The organism is Azonexus sp. (assembly GCF_041909095.1).
In the GTDB taxonomy this organism is placed as follows: domain Bacteria; phylum Pseudomonadota; class Gammaproteobacteria; order Burkholderiales; family Rhodocyclaceae; genus Azonexus.
Genome location: NZ_JAYREB010000001.1, coordinates 600699 through 615074 on the forward strand (window position 1 = coordinate 600699; position 14376 = coordinate 615074).

Consider the following 14376-nt stretch of genomic DNA (forward strand, 5'->3'; position numbering starts at 1 on the left):
ATGCCTCGTTCTCTAAACTTGTCCGATTGCTTTAGCAAGACTCAGGCCGGCTCGATCGGCAGACGCAGGGTGAACACCGTGTGCCCCGGCCGGCTATAGCAGTCGATGCTGCCGTGGTGGTGCTGGATGAAGTTCTGGGCAATCGTCAGACCGAGGCCGCTGCCGCCCTCGCGCCCAGAAACCAGGGGATAGAACATGCGCTCGCGGATGTCCTCGGGAATGCCCGGGCCGTTGTCGATCACCTTCAGTTCGAGCGCCATGCGGTAGCGCTTCTTGGCCAGCGTCACCTGGCGCAGCGCCCGCGTGCGGAGGACGATCTCGCCCTGACCGGCCATTGCCTGCGCCGCGTTGCGGGCGATGTTGAGCACGGCCTGGATCAGTTGCTCGCGGTCGCCGACCAGTTCAGGCAGGCTGATGTCGTAGTCGCGGCGGATCTTCAAGCCTTCGGAAAACTCGGCCATCAGCAGGCTGCGCACCCGTTCGAGGATTTCGTGGATGTTCACCGTCGTCGGCAGCATCGCCCGATGCGGCGTCAGCAGGCGCTGCATCAGGTCCTGCAGGCGGTCGGCTTCCTTGATGATGACCTGGGTGTATTCCTTGAGCGACGGGTTGCCGAGTTCGTGTTCAAGCAGTTGCGCCGCGCCGCGGATGCCGCCGAGTGGATTCTTGATCTCGTGCGCCAGGTTGCGGATCAGTTCGCGGTTGGCCTGCTGCTGTTCGAGCAGGCGTTCCTCGCGGGTCGCCGCCAGGTGGTGCTCGATCGGCTGCAGTTCAAGCAGCAGCCGCATGCCGGCGGCGATGTCCGGACGCAGCGGCGTCACCGTGCAATTGAGGTGCAGGGTTTCGCCGTCGGCGCGGCCGAGGGCGATGTTCTGCCCGGTGTAGCCCCAGTTGTTCTGCAAGCCGTTGTCGATCGCCGACTGCAGCGTCGACGAGCATTTGCAGACCTCGCCCAGGCGCCGCCCGAGCACGCTGCGGCTGCTGATCGCCAGCAGGTTCTCGCCAGCCGGGTTCAGGTAGCGGATGTATTGCCCGTCATCGATCAGCAATACCGCCGACGCCAGGAGATCGAGCCCGGCGAAGTTGGCATGCGTCACGCCCATGCAATGCTCCTGCAGCAACGCCGCCCGGCTTGCCTTAATGACCCGCTGTTCATTATCATCGAGGAACTCCTTTTTCCCGCTTGCGCCATGACCGTCGCCATCCGCGCCTCCCGCTTGCTGCTGCTTGCCCTGCTGGCCTCCCTGGGCGCCTGCGGCAAAGCCCCCGAAACCGCCGAAGGAAAACGCACCGTCATGGTGCATATTGCCACAGCCGCACCATCGTCGGGCATGCAATTGACCGGCGAGGTCCGCGCCAGGCATGAAGTGGAGCTGGCATTCCGGGTTGGCGGCAAGATTGAGGCACGCCTTGTCGATGCCGGTAGCGAAATCCGTGCCGACCAGGTGCTGGCCCGCCTCGATCCGCAGGACTTGAAACTCGCGGCAAGCGCCGCCGCCGCTCAGGTCGCCGCCGCCGAAAGCGAAGTGGCGACAGCCAGCGCCGAACGCGAACGCTACGCCGGCCTGCTGGCCCGCAAGTTCGTCAGCCAGGCCGCCTTCGACAGCCGCCAGCACGCCCTCAACGCCGCCCAGGCACGCCTCGAACAAGCCCGCGCGCAACGCAGCATCAGCGCCAATCAGGCAGACTACGGCAGCCTGCGCGCCGATTTTCCGGGCGTCGTCGCCGCCGTCCTCGCCGACGCCGGGCAGGTGGTCGGCGCCGGCCAGCCGGTGCTGCGCATCGCCCGCCCGGAAGAAAAGGAAGTCCTCGTCGCCGTGCCGGAAAGCCGTGTCGGCGCGCTGCGCCAGGCCGAGAAAATCACCGTCCGCCTGTGGTCGGCGCCCGAGCTGGCGATCGCCGGCAAGCTGCGCGAACTCGGCGCCGTCGCCGACCCGCAGACGCGCACCTACCCGGCGCGCATCAGCCTGCTTGAAGCGCCGCCGCAGGTAATGCTGGGCATGACCGCCAGCGTCAGTCTCGATGCAGCACCAGTCACCACGCTGGTGGTACCGCTGGCGGCGGTCGGCGACAACGGCCAGGGGCCGTTCGTCTGGGTCGTCGAGGCCGACAAGCTGCGCCGGGTGCCGGTGCGCGTCGGCAGCTTCCGCGCCGACGGCGCCGAGATCGTCGGCGGCCTGCGCGGTGGAGAAGCGGTGGTGATCGCCGGCATCTCGCAGTTGCTCGAGGGCCAGGCGGTAATCGCCCGCACCGCCCCGGCACCGGCGGCGCAGCGCTGAGATGAGCCAGCGCTTCAACCTGTCCGACTGGACGCTGCACCACCGGACGCTGGTCGGCTACTTCATGCTCGCCCTCGCCCTGATGGGCATCGTCGCCTACGGCCGGCTGGGCCAGGCGGAAGACCCGCCGTTCACCTTCAAGGCAATGGTGATCCAGGCCTACTGGCCGGGCGCCACCGCACAGCAGGTGGAACAGCAACTGACCGAGCGGATCGAGAAGAAGCTGCAGGAGTTGCCCTCGGTCGATCGCCTGAGCAGCTATTCGCGCGCCGGCGAAGCGACGGTGATCTTCTTCGCCAAGGACAGCTACCGCTCGGCGCAGATGCCGGAAATCTTCTATCAGGTGCGCAAGAAGATCGGTGACATCCGCCACACGCTGCCCGAGGGCATTCAAGGCCCCTTCTTCAACGACGAGTTCGGCGACGTCTTCGGCAACCTGTTCGCGGTTACCGGCGAAGGCCTCGACTACCCGCTGCTCAAGGACCAGGCCGAGCGCCTCCGCGACGCGCTGCTGCCGGTCAAGGGCGTCGGCAAGATCGACATCTTCGGCATCCAGGACGAGAAGATCTTCGTTGATATCGACAATGCCAAGCTGGCGACGCTGGGCATCGCCCCGGCGGCGATCGGCCAGGCGCTGGCGCAACAGAACGCGGTCAATGGCGCCGGCTTCTTCGAGATGGACGACGAGCGCATCCAGTTACGGCCAAGCGGGGCCTTTGCCAGCGAACAGGCGGTGGCCGACACCCTGATCCGCAGCAACAACCGCAGCTTCCGGCTCGGTGACATCGCCACCGTACACCGCGGTACCAGCGAACCGCCCGGCATCCAGGTCCGCTACGGCGGCAAGCCGGCGCTCGTCATTGGCGTCGCCATGGCGCCGGGCGGCGACATCATCGCCCTGGGCGAGGCGCTGACGGAGAAACTGGACAGCCTGCGGCCGACGCTGCCGGTCGGCGTCGACATCCACGAAGCGGTCAGTCAGCCGGCCGCCGTGACGCGCTCGATCGACGCCTTCGTCAAGGCCCTGGCCGAGGCGGTGATCGTCGTCCTCGCCGTCACCTTCATCAGCCTCGGCCTGCGCACCGGCATGGTCGTCGCCGTCTCGATCCCGCTGGTCCTCGCCGCCACCTTCCTGGCCATGCAAAGCCTCGACATCGGCCTGCACAAGGTGTCGCTCGGCGCGCTGGTGCTGGCGCTCGGCCTGCTGGTCGACGATGCGATCATCGCCGTCGAGATGATGTGGGTGAAGATGGAGCAGGGCTGGGAACGCACCCGCGCCGCCTCGTTCGCCTTCACCAGCACCGCCGGGCCGATGCTCTCCGGCACGCTGGTCACCGTCGCCGGCTTCATTCCGATCGCGCTGGCCAAGTCGTCGACCGGCGAATACGCCTTTGCCTTCTTCCAGATCAACGCCATCGCCCTGCTGATTTCCTGGCTGGCCGCCGTGATCGCCATTCCCTGGCTCGGTTACAAGCTGCTGCCCGACCCGCGCGCGGCGCAGACGCCCGGTCGACTCGCCGCGCGCTGGCCGCGCCTCGACCGTCTGGCGCGCCGGCTCGGCGCCTACGGTCCAGCCCATCCGGCCGACCACGACGTTTACGGCACGCCGTTCTACCAGCGTTTCCGGCGCTTCGTCGGCTACTGCGTCGATCATCGCTGGCTGGTGATCGGCGTCACCCTGCTGCTGTTCGTGCTCGCCATCTTCGGCATGGGCAAGGTGCAGAAGCAGTTCTTCCCCAACTCGACCCGGCTCGAACTCAACGTCGAACTGCGCCTGCAGGAAGGCGCCTCGCTGAGCGCCACCGGCGACGCCGCTCGAGCCCTGGAAAGCTGGCTGGAGACCGACCGCGCCAGCCACGACGATTTCTCCCATTATGTTAGCTGGATCGGCAGCGGCGTCCCTCGCTACTTCCTGTCGCTCGACCGCCAGCTACCGGCCAGCAACGTCGCCCAGTTCATCATCGAGACGCGCGACATGGCAGCTCGCGAAGCCCTGCGCGAACGGCTGATCGCCCATTACCGGCAGGCACCCGACGGGGTCCGCGCCAACGTCGCCCGCATCGAGAACGGACCGCCGGTCGGTTACCCGGTGCAGTACCGGGTGGCCGGCGAGGACATCGCCGCGCTGCGCCGCGTCGCCGAGGAGGTGGCGAGCATCATGCGCAGCGACGAACGGCTGTCGAACGTCAATTTCGACTGGCACGAGCTGTCGAAGACCATCGCCGTCGACATCGACCAGGACAAGGCGCGCCTGCTCGGCGTTTCCAGCCAGGATGTCGCCGCCCTGCTCGCCATGTCGCTGCAGGGCTACAACGTCAGCGCACTGCGCGAAGGCAGCAAGCGCATCGAGGTCGTCCTGCGCGGCGGCGCCAAGGAACGTCACGATCCGGCCGCCCTCGCCGGCCTGATGCTGCCGACGCCCGGCGGACGCAGCGTGCCGCTGTCGCAGATCGCGCGCCTGACGCCGGTCTTCGAACCCGGCCTGGTCTGGCGCCGCGACCGCGTACCGACCATCACCGTGCGCGCCAATCTCTACGGCACGACGCAACCGGCGACCATCGTCGACCATCTGCAAGGCCCCATCGACGACCTGCGCCAGCGCCTGCCGGCCGGTTTCAGCATCGTTGCCGGCGGCTCGGTCGAGGAATCGGCGAAGGGCGGCAACTCGGTTGGCGCCGGCCTGCCCCTGTTCATCCTGGCGGTGGTCACCATCCTGATGATCCAGTTGCAGAACGTCTCGCGCGTCGTCATGGTGCTGCTCACCGCGCCGCTCGGCATGATCGGCATCACCCTCTTCCTGCTCGTCTTCAACCAGCCCTTCGGCTTCATGGCGCTGCTCGGGACGATCGCCCTGTTCGGCATGGTGATGCGCAACTCGGTGATCCTGGTTGACCAGATCGAGCAGGACCTGGCGAACGGCCGCGCCCGCTGCGAGGCGATCGTCGAATCGACGGTGCGCCGCCTGCGACCGATCGTGCTGACCGCCGCAGCGGCCGTGCTGGCGATGATCCCGCTGTCGCGCAACGATTTCTTCGGACCGATGGCGATCGCCATCATGGGTGGCCTGATCGTCGCCACCGCGCTGACGCTGTTCTTCCTGCCGGCGCTCTACGCCGCCTGGTACAAGGTCGGCAAGACCGGCGCCTCAGCGTAATCCGCCCAGTTCCTTCTGGATCGCCTGCAGGTTGCGTTCGTGCTGGGCGACGCGGTCGCGGTAAGGCGCCGTCCGCTCGGCCGGATTGCCGGTGCGGATCGCCTCCTGCTCGGCCAGTTCCTTGCGCGCCTGGTCCAGCTTGCGCTGTTCGCCGGCCAGTTCCTGTTCGAGGATCAGGCGGCGGTCGCCGTCGCGCGCCTTCTGGGTGTCTTCCTGGACCCGCGGAAAACCCGCCGGCGTCGGATTGCCGGCAGCGCGCGGGGCGCTGCGCGGTGCCGGGAGCGAATTGCGCTCTTCGCTGACGATCGCCTGGCAGTTCTTGTTAACCCGGCTGTTGGAAATCAGCACGCCGCCGCCGGCATCGGTGCACTTGTAGATGGTCTGGGCCGACAGCGCCAGCGGTGCCAGCGCCAGGGAGAGAATCAGCAGCTTGCGTGTCATCGTCATGCTTCCTGGAAACCGGGACAGTGTACCGGAGTAAACGAGCGACTTGCCGAAAGGTGAACAAAAAAAGGGCGGGGAAACCCCCGCCCTTCCTGATTCCGGCGAAAGATCAGCAGGAATAGTAGAGATCGAACTCGACCGGGTGCGTGGTCATGCGGATCTTGTTCACTTCTTCCATCTTCAGGGCGATGAAGGCATCGATCCAGTCGTTGGAGAAGACACCGCCACGGGTCAGGAACTCGCGATCCTTGTCCAGGTTTTCCAGGGCTTCCTCGAGCGACGCGCAGACGGTCGGGATCTTTGCATCCTCTTCCGGCGGCAGATCGTACAGGTTCTTGTCGGCCGGATCGCCCGGGTGAATCTTGTTCTGGATACCGTCCAGGCCGGCCATCAGCAGGGCGGCGAAGCACAGGTAGGGGTTGGCGATCGGATCCGGGAAGCGGGTTTCGATACGACGGGCCTTGGTCGAGGCAACGAACGGGATACGGATCGAGGCCGAGCGGTTCTTGGCCGAGTAGGCCAGCTTGACCGGGGCTTCGTAGTGCGGGACCAGACGCTTGTAGGAGTTGGTGCCCGGGTTGGTGATCGCGTTCAGGGCCTTGGCGTGCTTGATGATGCCGCCGATGTAGTAGAGGGCCAGTTCGGACAGGCCGGCGTACTGGTCACCGGCGAACAGGTTCTTGCCGTCCTTCCAGACCGACTGGTGCACGTGCATGCCCGAGCCGTTGTCGCCGACGATCGGCTTCGGCATGAAGGTGGCGGTCTTACCGTACTGGTGCGCGACGTTGTGGGTCACGTACTTCTGGATCTGGGTCCAGTCGGCGCGCTGGACCAGCGTGCTGAACTTGGTGCCGATTTCGCACTGGCCAGCGTTGGCCACTTCGTGGTGATGCACTTCGACCGGCACGCCCAGGGATTCGAGGGTCAGGACCATAGCCGAACGGATGTCGTGCAGGCTATCAACCGGCGGGACCGGGAAGTAGCCGCCCTTGACCGACGGACGGTGACCGGTGGCGCCGTTGGCATCGTTGGCTTCGCCAGACTTCCAGGCGGCTTCGCCGGAATGGATCTTCAGCGAGCAGCCGGACATGTCGACCGACCATTCGACGCCGTCGAAGATGAAGAATTCGGGTTCCGGACCGAAGAAGGCGGTGTCGCCAATGCCGGAGGACTTCAGGTAGGCTTCGGCGCGCTTGGCGATCGAACGCGGGTCGCGGTCGTAACCACGGCCGTCGGCCGGATCGACGACGTCACAGGTCAGGACGACGGTGGTTTCGTCGAAGAAGGGATCGACGTAGGCGGTGGCCGGGTCCGGCATCAGCAGCATGTCGGAAGCCTGGATGCCCTTCCAGCCGGCGATCGAGGAACCGTCAAAGGCGTGACCGTTTTCAAACTTGTCTTCGTCGAAGTGCGAAATCGGCACGGTGACGTGCTGTTCCTTGCCACGGGTGTCGGTGAAGCGGAAATCGACGAACTTGGCGTCGTTTTCCTTGATCATGTTGATCACGTCTTGCGGGGTTGCCATACGCGTTAGTCTCCTAAGAAAACAGGATGCCGGCCGGGCCGGCAACATTCAATAATCCAGCGCCTGAGAGGTAGCAGAAAGCGTGCCAATGGTCCCGAGCGAAGATTTTCATTGTGCCACAAGGGGCTGGCAGGGAATATAGACAAATCAACGCACCATTATCGTGCATCACTGAATCATCAGCACCATTATGGTGCCGCCGTGCAATTCAGGCGCAGCGCGTGCACTACCGGCACCGCCTGCAAACGGCCGGCCAGGCGCGCCTCCATCTCGCACAGCGAGGCACAGCCGGCGAGGGAATCGTGGGCAAAATAGAGATCGACCTCGACCTGCCCGCTGACATAGTGCAGGACGATCCGATCCGGCGCCGGCAGATCGGCGAGCAGCGGCGCCAACTGGGGCAACAGCGATTCGCGATCAGGCAGGCCAAGCGCCGAACGATCGGGCTCGACATCGTCGTCGGGATCAACGTGCACCAGCACATCGAGCACTTCCGGGTGCTCTCTGAGCACGGCCGCCCGCGCCGATTCCGCAATATGGTGACCTTCCGAAACACTGATCCGCGGATTGACCTGCACGTGGGCATCGACCAGCACCTGGTGCGCCATGCGCCGGGTGCGCAGGGCGTGCAGGTCGAGCACGCCGGGCGTCGCCCGCAGGGTGTTGCGGATCGCCGTGACGCGGGCTTCGTCGAGCCCGGTATCGATCAGTTCCTCGATCGCCTCCCAGGCCAGCTTGCCGCCCATGCGCAGGATCATGAAGCCCATCAGCGCCGCCGCCAGCAGGTCGAGGAAACCCCAGCCGAGCAGCGCACCGCCGATGCCGACGACGACCACCAGCGCCGACGCCGCGTCGGCCCGGGTGTGCAGGGCGTTCGCCGTCAGCAGTTGGGAGCGCAGTTTCTCGGCGACCCGGATCAGATAGCGATACAGGCCTTCCTTGGCGACAACGGTGAAAACGGCAATCCAGAAGGCTTGCATGGCGATCGCCGGTTGGCTGCCATGTTCGCCTAGCCGCATGCCCGAATCCCACAGGATGCCGGCGCCGATCAGCACCAGCGAGACACCGAGCGCCAGCGTCGCCGCCGTTTCGACGCGACCATGGCCGTAAGGGTGAGCGCGGTCGGCCGGCACCACGCTCTGCCGGCTGGCCCAGATGACGAGGAAGTCGGACAGCAGGTCGGAAAAGGAGTGCAGGCCGTGCGCGACCAGCGACTGCGAGTGCGCCAGCCAGCCGACGACCAACTGGGCGACGGTCAGCGCCAGGTTGACCAGCACGCTGACCCAGGTCGCCTTCTGTGCCTCGCCAGCACGGTCCGCGGCACTTCCCGGCGGCCCGGAATCCACTTTTCCCATCGAGTCTGTCCTATATACTGTAGGGCCAAGATTCTAGCAGTGATCCACCATGGGCAAACTCAGCGACATTCTCGACATCGCGCATTCCCGGGCCGAAGGGCTGGAACGCCCTTACCAGGGCGAGTTGTTGCCGGCCGAAGCCTACGAACTCCTGCAGCACGCGCCAGGCGCCCGCCTGGTCGACGTACGGACCCGCGCCGAGTGGGACTGGGTCGGCCGCATCCCTGGCGCCGTCGAGATCGAGTGGAACCAGTACCCGGGCGGCACCCGCAACCCGCACTTCCTGGCCGAACTGCGCCGCCAGGTCGACCCGGAAGCGCTGCTCATGTTCATCTGCCGCAGCGGCGTCCGTTCAATCGGCGCCGCCGCGGCCGCCAGCGACGCCGGCTACACCAACTGCTACAACGTGCTCGAAGGCTTCGAGGGCGACAAGGACGCCAAAGGCCATCGCAACACCGTCGGCGGCTGGCGACGCGCCGGCCTGCCCTGGCATCAGGGATAATTCATCCTTTCGCGCGGCCGGCCGCGCCATTTCCGGAATCAGCATGCACACCGCGACCCTTTCCTTCGCCCCCTTCAACGACCTTGCCGACGACGCCTGCCAGGAGCGCATCCGCGCCGCCCGCGCCAAGCTTGGCAAGCAGGCCGTGATCCTCTGCCACCACTACCAGCGCGCCGACATCTACCAGCACGCCGACCTCACCGGTGATTCGCTGAAACTGTCCAAGCTGGCAGCGCAGACCGACGCCGAATACGTGATCTTCTGCGGCGTCCATTTCATGGCCGAAGTCGCCGACATCATGACCGCGCCCAACCAAATCGCCATCCTGCCCGACCTTGCCGCCGGCTGTTCGATGGCCGACATGGCCAACCTGGCCAAGGTCGAACGCTGCTGGCGCGAGCTGGGCGCAGTGCTCGACGTCGAAAAGGAAGTCACCCCGGTCACCTACATCAACTCGGCCGCCGACCTGAAGGCCTTCTGCGGCGAACACGGCGGCATCGTCTGCACCTCGTCGAACGCCGGCACGATCGCCCAATGGGCCTTCGAGCAGCGCCCCAAGGTGCTGTTCTTCCCCGACCAGCACCTCGGCCGGTGGACCGGCCACAACATGGGCTTCCCGATGGACGAGATGGTGGTCTGGGACCCCGATCTGGAAATGGGCGGCCTCAGCCCGGAACAGATCCGCAAGGCGCGCATCCTGCTATGGAAGGGCCACTGCTCGGTACACCAGATGTTTCAGAAGTCGCACATCGACGCCTTCCGCGCCAAGTACCCGGAAGGCAAAGTGATCGCTCACCCCGAGTGCAATTTCGAGGTCTGCGCGGCTTCCGACTACGTCGGTTCGACCGAGCACATCGTCAAGACGATCAAGGAAGCCCCGGCCGGCACGCGCTGGCTGGTCGGCACCGAACTCAACCTGGTCGACCGTCTGGCCAAGGAAGTCTTGCCGCAGGGCAAGATCGTCCAGTTCATGGCCACCACCATCTGCATGTGTTCGACGATGCAGCGCATCGACCCGCAACACCTGGCGTGGACGCTGGAAAATCTGGTCGACGGCAAAGTCGTCAACCAGATCAAGGTGCCGGAACACGAGGTCAAGTTCGCCCGCCTCGCGCTCGACCGCATGCTCGCCATTTCCTGACCGGACGCCCATGCCGCAGGCCCTGCACGTCGTCACCTACAACATCCACAAGGGGTTCTCGCAGTTCAACCGGCGGATGATGGTGCACGAACTGCGCGAGCGCCTGCGTCACCTCAACCCCGATCTGGTCTTCCTGCAGGAAGTTCAAGGGCTGCACCTCGGCCACGCCGAACGCCATGCCGACTGGCCGGATTCGCCGCAACACGAATTCCTTGCCGAGGACATCTGGCAGGCGGCCTACGGCCGCAACATGATTTACGACCACGGCCACCACGGCAACGCGATCCTCTCGCGCTTCCCGATCATCCACGCGCACAACCAGGACGTCACCCACCTGCACTTCGAGAAACGCGGCCTGCTGCACTGCCGGATCGAGCTGCCGGGCGGCCCGCCGGCGCATTGCGTGTGCGTCCATCTCTCGCTGTTCGGCCACTCGCGGCGTCGCCAGATGGACGCCCTGGCCGATTACCTGGATCGTCTCGACGATCCCAGCGCGCCGCTGATCGTCGCCGGCGATTTCAACGACTGGCGCAGCCGCGCCTGCCAGCAACTGGCGCAGCGCCTCGACCTGCAAGAGGTTTTTTCGCAGGAAGTCGGCGGCCGCCCGGTACGCAGCTTTCCCGCCGCCATGCCGATGTTCCGGCTCGACCGCATCTACGTGCGCGGCTTCGCCGTGCGCGAAACCAGCGTGCACTTTGGCCCGCCGTGGTCGGCGATTTCCGACCATGCGGCGCTGTCGGCGCGACTGACGAGGCATGAGTCCTGACTTCCTGCCCGGCAACCGCCTGACGCTGCTCAATTCCGGGCGCGACTACTTTCCCGCGCTGCTCGCGGCGATCGCCGGCGCGCAACGGGAAATCTACCTGGAAAGCTATATCTTCGCCGCCGACCCGATCGGCCACGAGGTCGCCTCGGCGCTGTGCGCAGCGGCGCGCCGCGGCGTCGTCGTCAATCTGCTGGTCGACGGTTTCGGCGCCCGCAATTTCGCCGACGACTTCCGCCCGCAACTGGCCGCCGCCGGCGTCCGCGCCCTCTTCTACCGCCCGGAAATCCGCCGCTTCCGCCTGCAGCGCCATCGCCTGCGCCGCCTGCACCGCAAGCTGGCGGTGATCGATGGAACGGTCGCCTTCGTCGGCGGCATCAACATCGTCGACGACGACAACGCGCCAGCCGAGATGCGGCCGCGCTACGACTACGCGGTGCGCGTCGAAGGCCCGCTGCTGGCGCCGATCCACCACGCCGTCCGGCGCATGTGGGAAATCGTCACCTGGGTCAACTTCCGCCGCCGCTTCCGCCTGGCGCCGCTGCTCCAGCCCTGCTGCACGACCGCCGGCGCACAGACCGCCGCTTTCCTGATCCGCGACAACATCCGCCACCGCAACGACATCCTCAACGCCTACATCGACGCGATCGAAGCCGCCCGCGAGGAAATCCTCATCGCCAACGCCTATTTCCTGCCCGGCCTCCGCTTCGGGCGCGCCCTCTATGCCGCGGCGCGGCGCGGCGTACGGATCAGCATCCTGCTCCAGGGCAAGACCGACCATCCGCTGCTGCGCTACGCCACCCAGACCCTGTACGCCAGTGCGCTGGCCGCCGGCATCCGCATCTTCGAATACGAAAAGAGCTTCCTCCACGCCAAGGTCGCCGTCATCGACCGCCACTGGGCCACCGTCGGTTCGTCGAACATCGACCCCTTCAGCCTGTTGCTCGCCAAGGAAGCCAACCTCGTCGCCCGCGACCACGACTTCGCCGATGAACTGCGCGTCAGCCTGCTGGAAGCGATCGGCGACGGCAGCCGCGAACTGCACGCGCGGGACATCGCCGGCCAGCCCTGGCATTCGCGTTTCCTGCGCTGGCTCAGCTACGGCCTGGTCCGCCTGCTGGTCGGCATCGCCGGTTACGGCGACCGCCACTGGCGGGGCGGCGAGCCGCTCAAGCCGCAATCGCCGGAACGCTGATCGCCGGCACCCGGGGAATTGCGGCGAACGACCAGTTGGCCAGCGCCCACGCCCAGACCTCGGCCACTGTCGCCGCCGCCAGTTCGGCCGGCGCTGCTTGGCCGAGAAAATGCAGCGCCCGCACCAGTTCGGATGCCGCCTTCCCGGCCGCCAGCGCCGGCGCCAGGGTCTGCTTCGACCATTTCTCGCCGGCCGCATTGGTCGCCACCGGCAGATGGGCATAAGCCGGCCGGGGATAGCCCAGACAGCGCTGCAGCCACAACTGGCGCGGCGTCGAAGCGAGCAGGTCGGCGCCACGCACGATGTCGGTGATGCCCTGGCTGGCGTCGTCGACGACCACTGCCAGTTGATAGGCATGAATGCCGTCGGCGCGACGCAGGACGAAATCGCCGACCTCATCCGCCAGATGCTGCGCTATCCTGCCTTGCAAACGGTCCTCGAAAGCCACCACGGCATCATCCACCCGCAGCCGCCAGGCCCGCGCCTCGGCCCCCGGGCGCAGCCCGGCGCGACAGGTGCCGGGATAGACCGCGCCGCCATCGACCGCCGTCCGGCTGGCAGCCGCGGCAATCTCGCTGCGCGAACAACTGCAGGGATAGAGCAGGCCCTGCCCGCGCAGCACGTCAAGCGCCGCCTCGTAGGCCGCCGCACGGTGGCTCTGGTAGCGCAGCGGGCCGTCCCAGGCAAAACCGAAAGCCTCCAGCGTGCGCAGGATCGCCTCGGCGGCGCCGGGAACATTGCGCGGGGTATCGACGTCCTCAATGCGCAGCAGCCATTCGCCGCCGCGGCAACGCGCTTCCAGACAGCTCGCCAGCGCGGCGATCAGCGAACCAAAATGCAGCGGTCCGGTCGGCGACGGTGCGAAGCGCCCGCGATACGGCAGCGCGGCGGTCACGAACATGGCAGTTGAATTTTGTTACACACGCGCCGGAAACTTGCTCCATACTTAGCACTCTCAGGCAGCGAGTGCTAAAATAGTTCTGTCAGATCAAGGAGGATTCTACGCTATGACCCATGCCCTGGCGCTTCCCGTCCCCTCGGCCGTTGGCAACATCGATGCCTACATTCAGGCAGCGAACCGCTACCCGATGCTGTCCGAAGCGGAAGAAACCCGGCTGGCCGAGCGCTTCCACAACGACGGCGACGTCGACGCCGCGCGCCAGTTGGTGCTCTCGCACCTGCGTCTGGTGATCTCGATCGCCCGCGGCTACCTCGGCTACGGACTGCCCCATGCCGACCTGATCCAGGAAGGCAACATCGGCCTGATGAAGGCAGTCAAGCGCTTCGACCCGAGTCGCGGCGTCCGCCTGGTGTCGTTCGCGATGCACTGGATCAAGGCCGAGATTCACGAGTACATCCTGAAAAACTGGCGCCTGGTCAAGGTCGCGACGACCAAGGCCCAGCGCAAGCTGTTCTTCAACCTGCGCAGCATGAAGGCCGATTACGAAGGTGTCGACACCCTCTCCGGCCGACAGGCGGAGGAAGTCGCCCAGCGCCTCGGCGTCAAGCGCGATGAAGTCGTCGAGATGGAAACCCGCCTCAGCGGCCGCGACCTGGCACTGGAAGGCAACCCGGACGACGGCGAGGACAGCTTCGCGCCGATCGATTACCTGGCCGACAGCCGTTACGAGCCGACCCGCATGCTCGAAAACAAGGCCCAGGCCCGCCTGCAGGACGAAGGCCTGCACCAGGCGCTGGCTGCCCTCGACCCGCGCAGCCGGCGCATCGTCGAAGCCCGCTGGCTGGCCGACGGCGAAGCTTCGACGCTGCACGAACTGGCCGCCGAATTCGACGTTTCCGCCGAACGTATCCGGCAGATCGAAGCCAAGGCACTGCAGAAGATGCGCGGACTGCTCGCAGCGGCCTGATCCGCGCCCCCGCAGCACCCGACGCGGCCCGCCCGGCAATTCCCGGCGGGCCTTTTTACTGCCCGGAAGACAGCTTGCGCACCTGGGGGCGCGGGAAAGAGTTAATACCAATGGCGTAGCACCATCGTACGATATCGACATAATTGACAT

At 66.2% G+C, this 14376-nt stretch carries 12 protein-coding genes; 7 read left to right on the forward strand and 5 right to left on the reverse strand.

The window, feature by feature from the left end:
* Positions 1–41: 41 nt before the first annotated feature.
* Positions 42–1103: a nitrogen regulation protein NR(II) gene (gene glnL, locus ACE3OV_RS02950; RefSeq protein WP_374324864.1), complete on the reverse strand. Its 1062-nt coding sequence runs from the start codon at positions 1101–1103 to the stop codon at positions 42–44.
* On the opposite strand from glnL, the gene ACE3OV_RS02955 reads away from it, so the two are divergent.
* Positions 1089–2279: an efflux RND transporter periplasmic adaptor subunit gene (locus ACE3OV_RS02955; protein WP_374324866.1), complete on the forward strand. Its 1191-nt coding sequence runs from the start codon at positions 1089–1091 to the stop codon at positions 2277–2279. The two genes, glnL and ACE3OV_RS02955, sit on opposite strands and share 15 nt — an antisense overlap.
* Before the next feature lies 1 nt (position 2280).
* A complete protein-coding gene (locus ACE3OV_RS02960; protein ID WP_374324868.1) occupies positions 2281–5433 on the forward strand; it encodes an efflux RND transporter permease subunit in 3153 nt (1050 codons plus the stop codon).
* Here the strand turns inward: ACE3OV_RS02960 and ACE3OV_RS02965 are convergent.
* The 3 genes from ACE3OV_RS02965 to ACE3OV_RS02975 all read right to left on the reverse strand — a co-directional run bounded on the left by ACE3OV_RS02965 (position 5425) and on the right by ACE3OV_RS02975 (position 8757).
* Complete coding sequence (locus ACE3OV_RS02965; protein ID WP_374324870.1) at positions 5425–5874, reverse strand: DUF4124 domain-containing protein; 450 nt, start codon at positions 5872–5874, stop codon at positions 5425–5427. The two genes, ACE3OV_RS02960 and ACE3OV_RS02965, sit on opposite strands and share 9 nt — an antisense overlap.
* A gap of 112 nt (positions 5875–5986) precedes the next feature.
* A complete protein-coding gene (gene glnA, locus ACE3OV_RS02970) occupies positions 5987–7402 on the reverse strand; it encodes a type I glutamate--ammonia ligase (protein WP_374324872.1) in 1416 nt (471 codons plus the stop codon).
* Positions 7403–7590: 188 nt separating this feature from the next.
* The gene (locus ACE3OV_RS02975; protein ID WP_374324874.1) at positions 7591–8757 is read right to left on the reverse strand and encodes a cation diffusion facilitator family transporter; all 1167 of its coding nucleotides are present in this window, start codon (positions 8755–8757) and stop codon (positions 7591–7593) included.
* 49 nt (positions 8758–8806) lie between these two features.
* On the opposite strand from ACE3OV_RS02975, the gene ACE3OV_RS02980 reads away from it, so the two are divergent.
* Genes ACE3OV_RS02980 through clsB form a run of 4 tightly spaced genes read left to right on the forward strand, consistent with a single transcriptional unit; the run spans position 8807 to position 12358 of the window.
* Positions 8807–9259 carry a rhodanese-like domain-containing protein gene (locus ACE3OV_RS02980; RefSeq protein ID WP_374324875.1) on the forward strand — a complete coding sequence of 151 codons (453 nt, stop codon included), beginning with the start codon at positions 8807–8809 and terminating at the stop codon, positions 9257–9259.
* Positions 9260–9302: 43 nt separating this feature from the next.
* Positions 9303–10400, forward strand: a complete 1098-nt coding sequence (gene nadA, locus ACE3OV_RS02985) for a quinolinate synthase NadA (protein ID WP_374324877.1) — start codon at positions 9303–9305, stop codon at positions 10398–10400.
* Between the two features lie 10 nt (positions 10401–10410).
* A complete protein-coding gene (locus tag ACE3OV_RS02990; RefSeq protein ID WP_374324878.1) occupies positions 10411–11166 on the forward strand; it encodes an endonuclease/exonuclease/phosphatase family protein in 756 nt (251 codons plus the stop codon).
* Positions 11156–12358 carry a cardiolipin synthase ClsB gene (gene clsB, locus ACE3OV_RS02995; RefSeq protein WP_374324880.1) on the forward strand — a complete coding sequence of 401 codons (1203 nt, stop codon included), beginning with the start codon at positions 11156–11158 and terminating at the stop codon, positions 12356–12358. The genes ACE3OV_RS02990 and clsB overlap by 11 nt, the downstream gene beginning before the upstream one ends.
* Here clsB and gluQRS read toward each other — a convergent pair.
* Positions 12333–13259 carry a tRNA glutamyl-Q(34) synthetase GluQRS gene (gluQRS, locus tag ACE3OV_RS03000; protein WP_374324882.1) on the reverse strand — a complete coding sequence of 309 codons (927 nt, stop codon included), beginning with the start codon at positions 13257–13259 and terminating at the stop codon, positions 12333–12335. The genes clsB and gluQRS overlap by 26 nt on opposite strands.
* 106 nt (positions 13260–13365) lie before the next feature.
* On the opposite strand from gluQRS, the gene rpoH reads away from it, so the two are divergent.
* Complete coding sequence (gene rpoH, locus ACE3OV_RS03005) at positions 13366–14226, forward strand: RNA polymerase sigma factor RpoH (protein WP_374324883.1); 861 nt, start codon at positions 13366–13368, stop codon at positions 14224–14226.
* Positions 14227–14376: the final 150 nt, after the last annotated feature.

What these genes read in the sequence shown, in the direction of transcription:
- glnA (WP_374324872.1), bottom strand. Translation starts at nt 7,402, where the DNA reads ATGGCAACCCCGCAAGACGTGATCAACATGATCAAGGAAAACGACGCC.
- glnL (WP_374324864.1), bottom strand. Translation starts at nt 1,103, where the DNA reads ATGGGCGTGACGCATGCCAACTTCGCCGGGCTCGATCTCCTGGCGTCG.
- clsB (WP_374324880.1), top strand. Translation starts at nt 11,156, where the DNA reads ATGAGTCCTGACTTCCTGCCCGGCAACCGCCTGACGCTGCTCAATTCC.
- ACE3OV_RS02975 (WP_374324874.1), bottom strand. Translation starts at nt 8,757, where the DNA reads ATGGGAAAAGTGGATTCCGGGCCGCCGGGAAGTGCCGCGGACCGTGCT.
- nadA (WP_374324877.1), top strand. Translation starts at nt 9,303, where the DNA reads ATGCACACCGCGACCCTTTCCTTCGCCCCCTTCAACGACCTTGCCGAC.
- rpoH (WP_374324883.1), top strand. Translation starts at nt 13,366, where the DNA reads ATGACCCATGCCCTGGCGCTTCCCGTCCCCTCGGCCGTTGGCAACATC.
- gluQRS (WP_374324882.1), bottom strand. Translation starts at nt 13,259, where the DNA reads ATGTTCGTGACCGCCGCGCTGCCGTATCGCGGGCGCTTCGCACCGTCG.
- ACE3OV_RS02980 (WP_374324875.1), top strand. Translation starts at nt 8,807, where the DNA reads ATGGGCAAACTCAGCGACATTCTCGACATCGCGCATTCCCGGGCCGAA.
- ACE3OV_RS02955 (WP_374324866.1), top strand. Translation starts at nt 1,089, where the DNA reads ATGCGTCACGCCCATGCAATGCTCCTGCAGCAACGCCGCCCGGCTTGC.
- ACE3OV_RS02965 (WP_374324870.1), bottom strand. Translation starts at nt 5,874, where the DNA reads ATGACACGCAAGCTGCTGATTCTCTCCCTGGCGCTGGCACCGCTGGCG.
- ACE3OV_RS02960 (WP_374324868.1), top strand. Translation starts at nt 2,281, where the DNA reads ATGAGCCAGCGCTTCAACCTGTCCGACTGGACGCTGCACCACCGGACG.
- ACE3OV_RS02990 (WP_374324878.1), top strand. Translation starts at nt 10,411, where the DNA reads ATGCCGCAGGCCCTGCACGTCGTCACCTACAACATCCACAAGGGGTTC.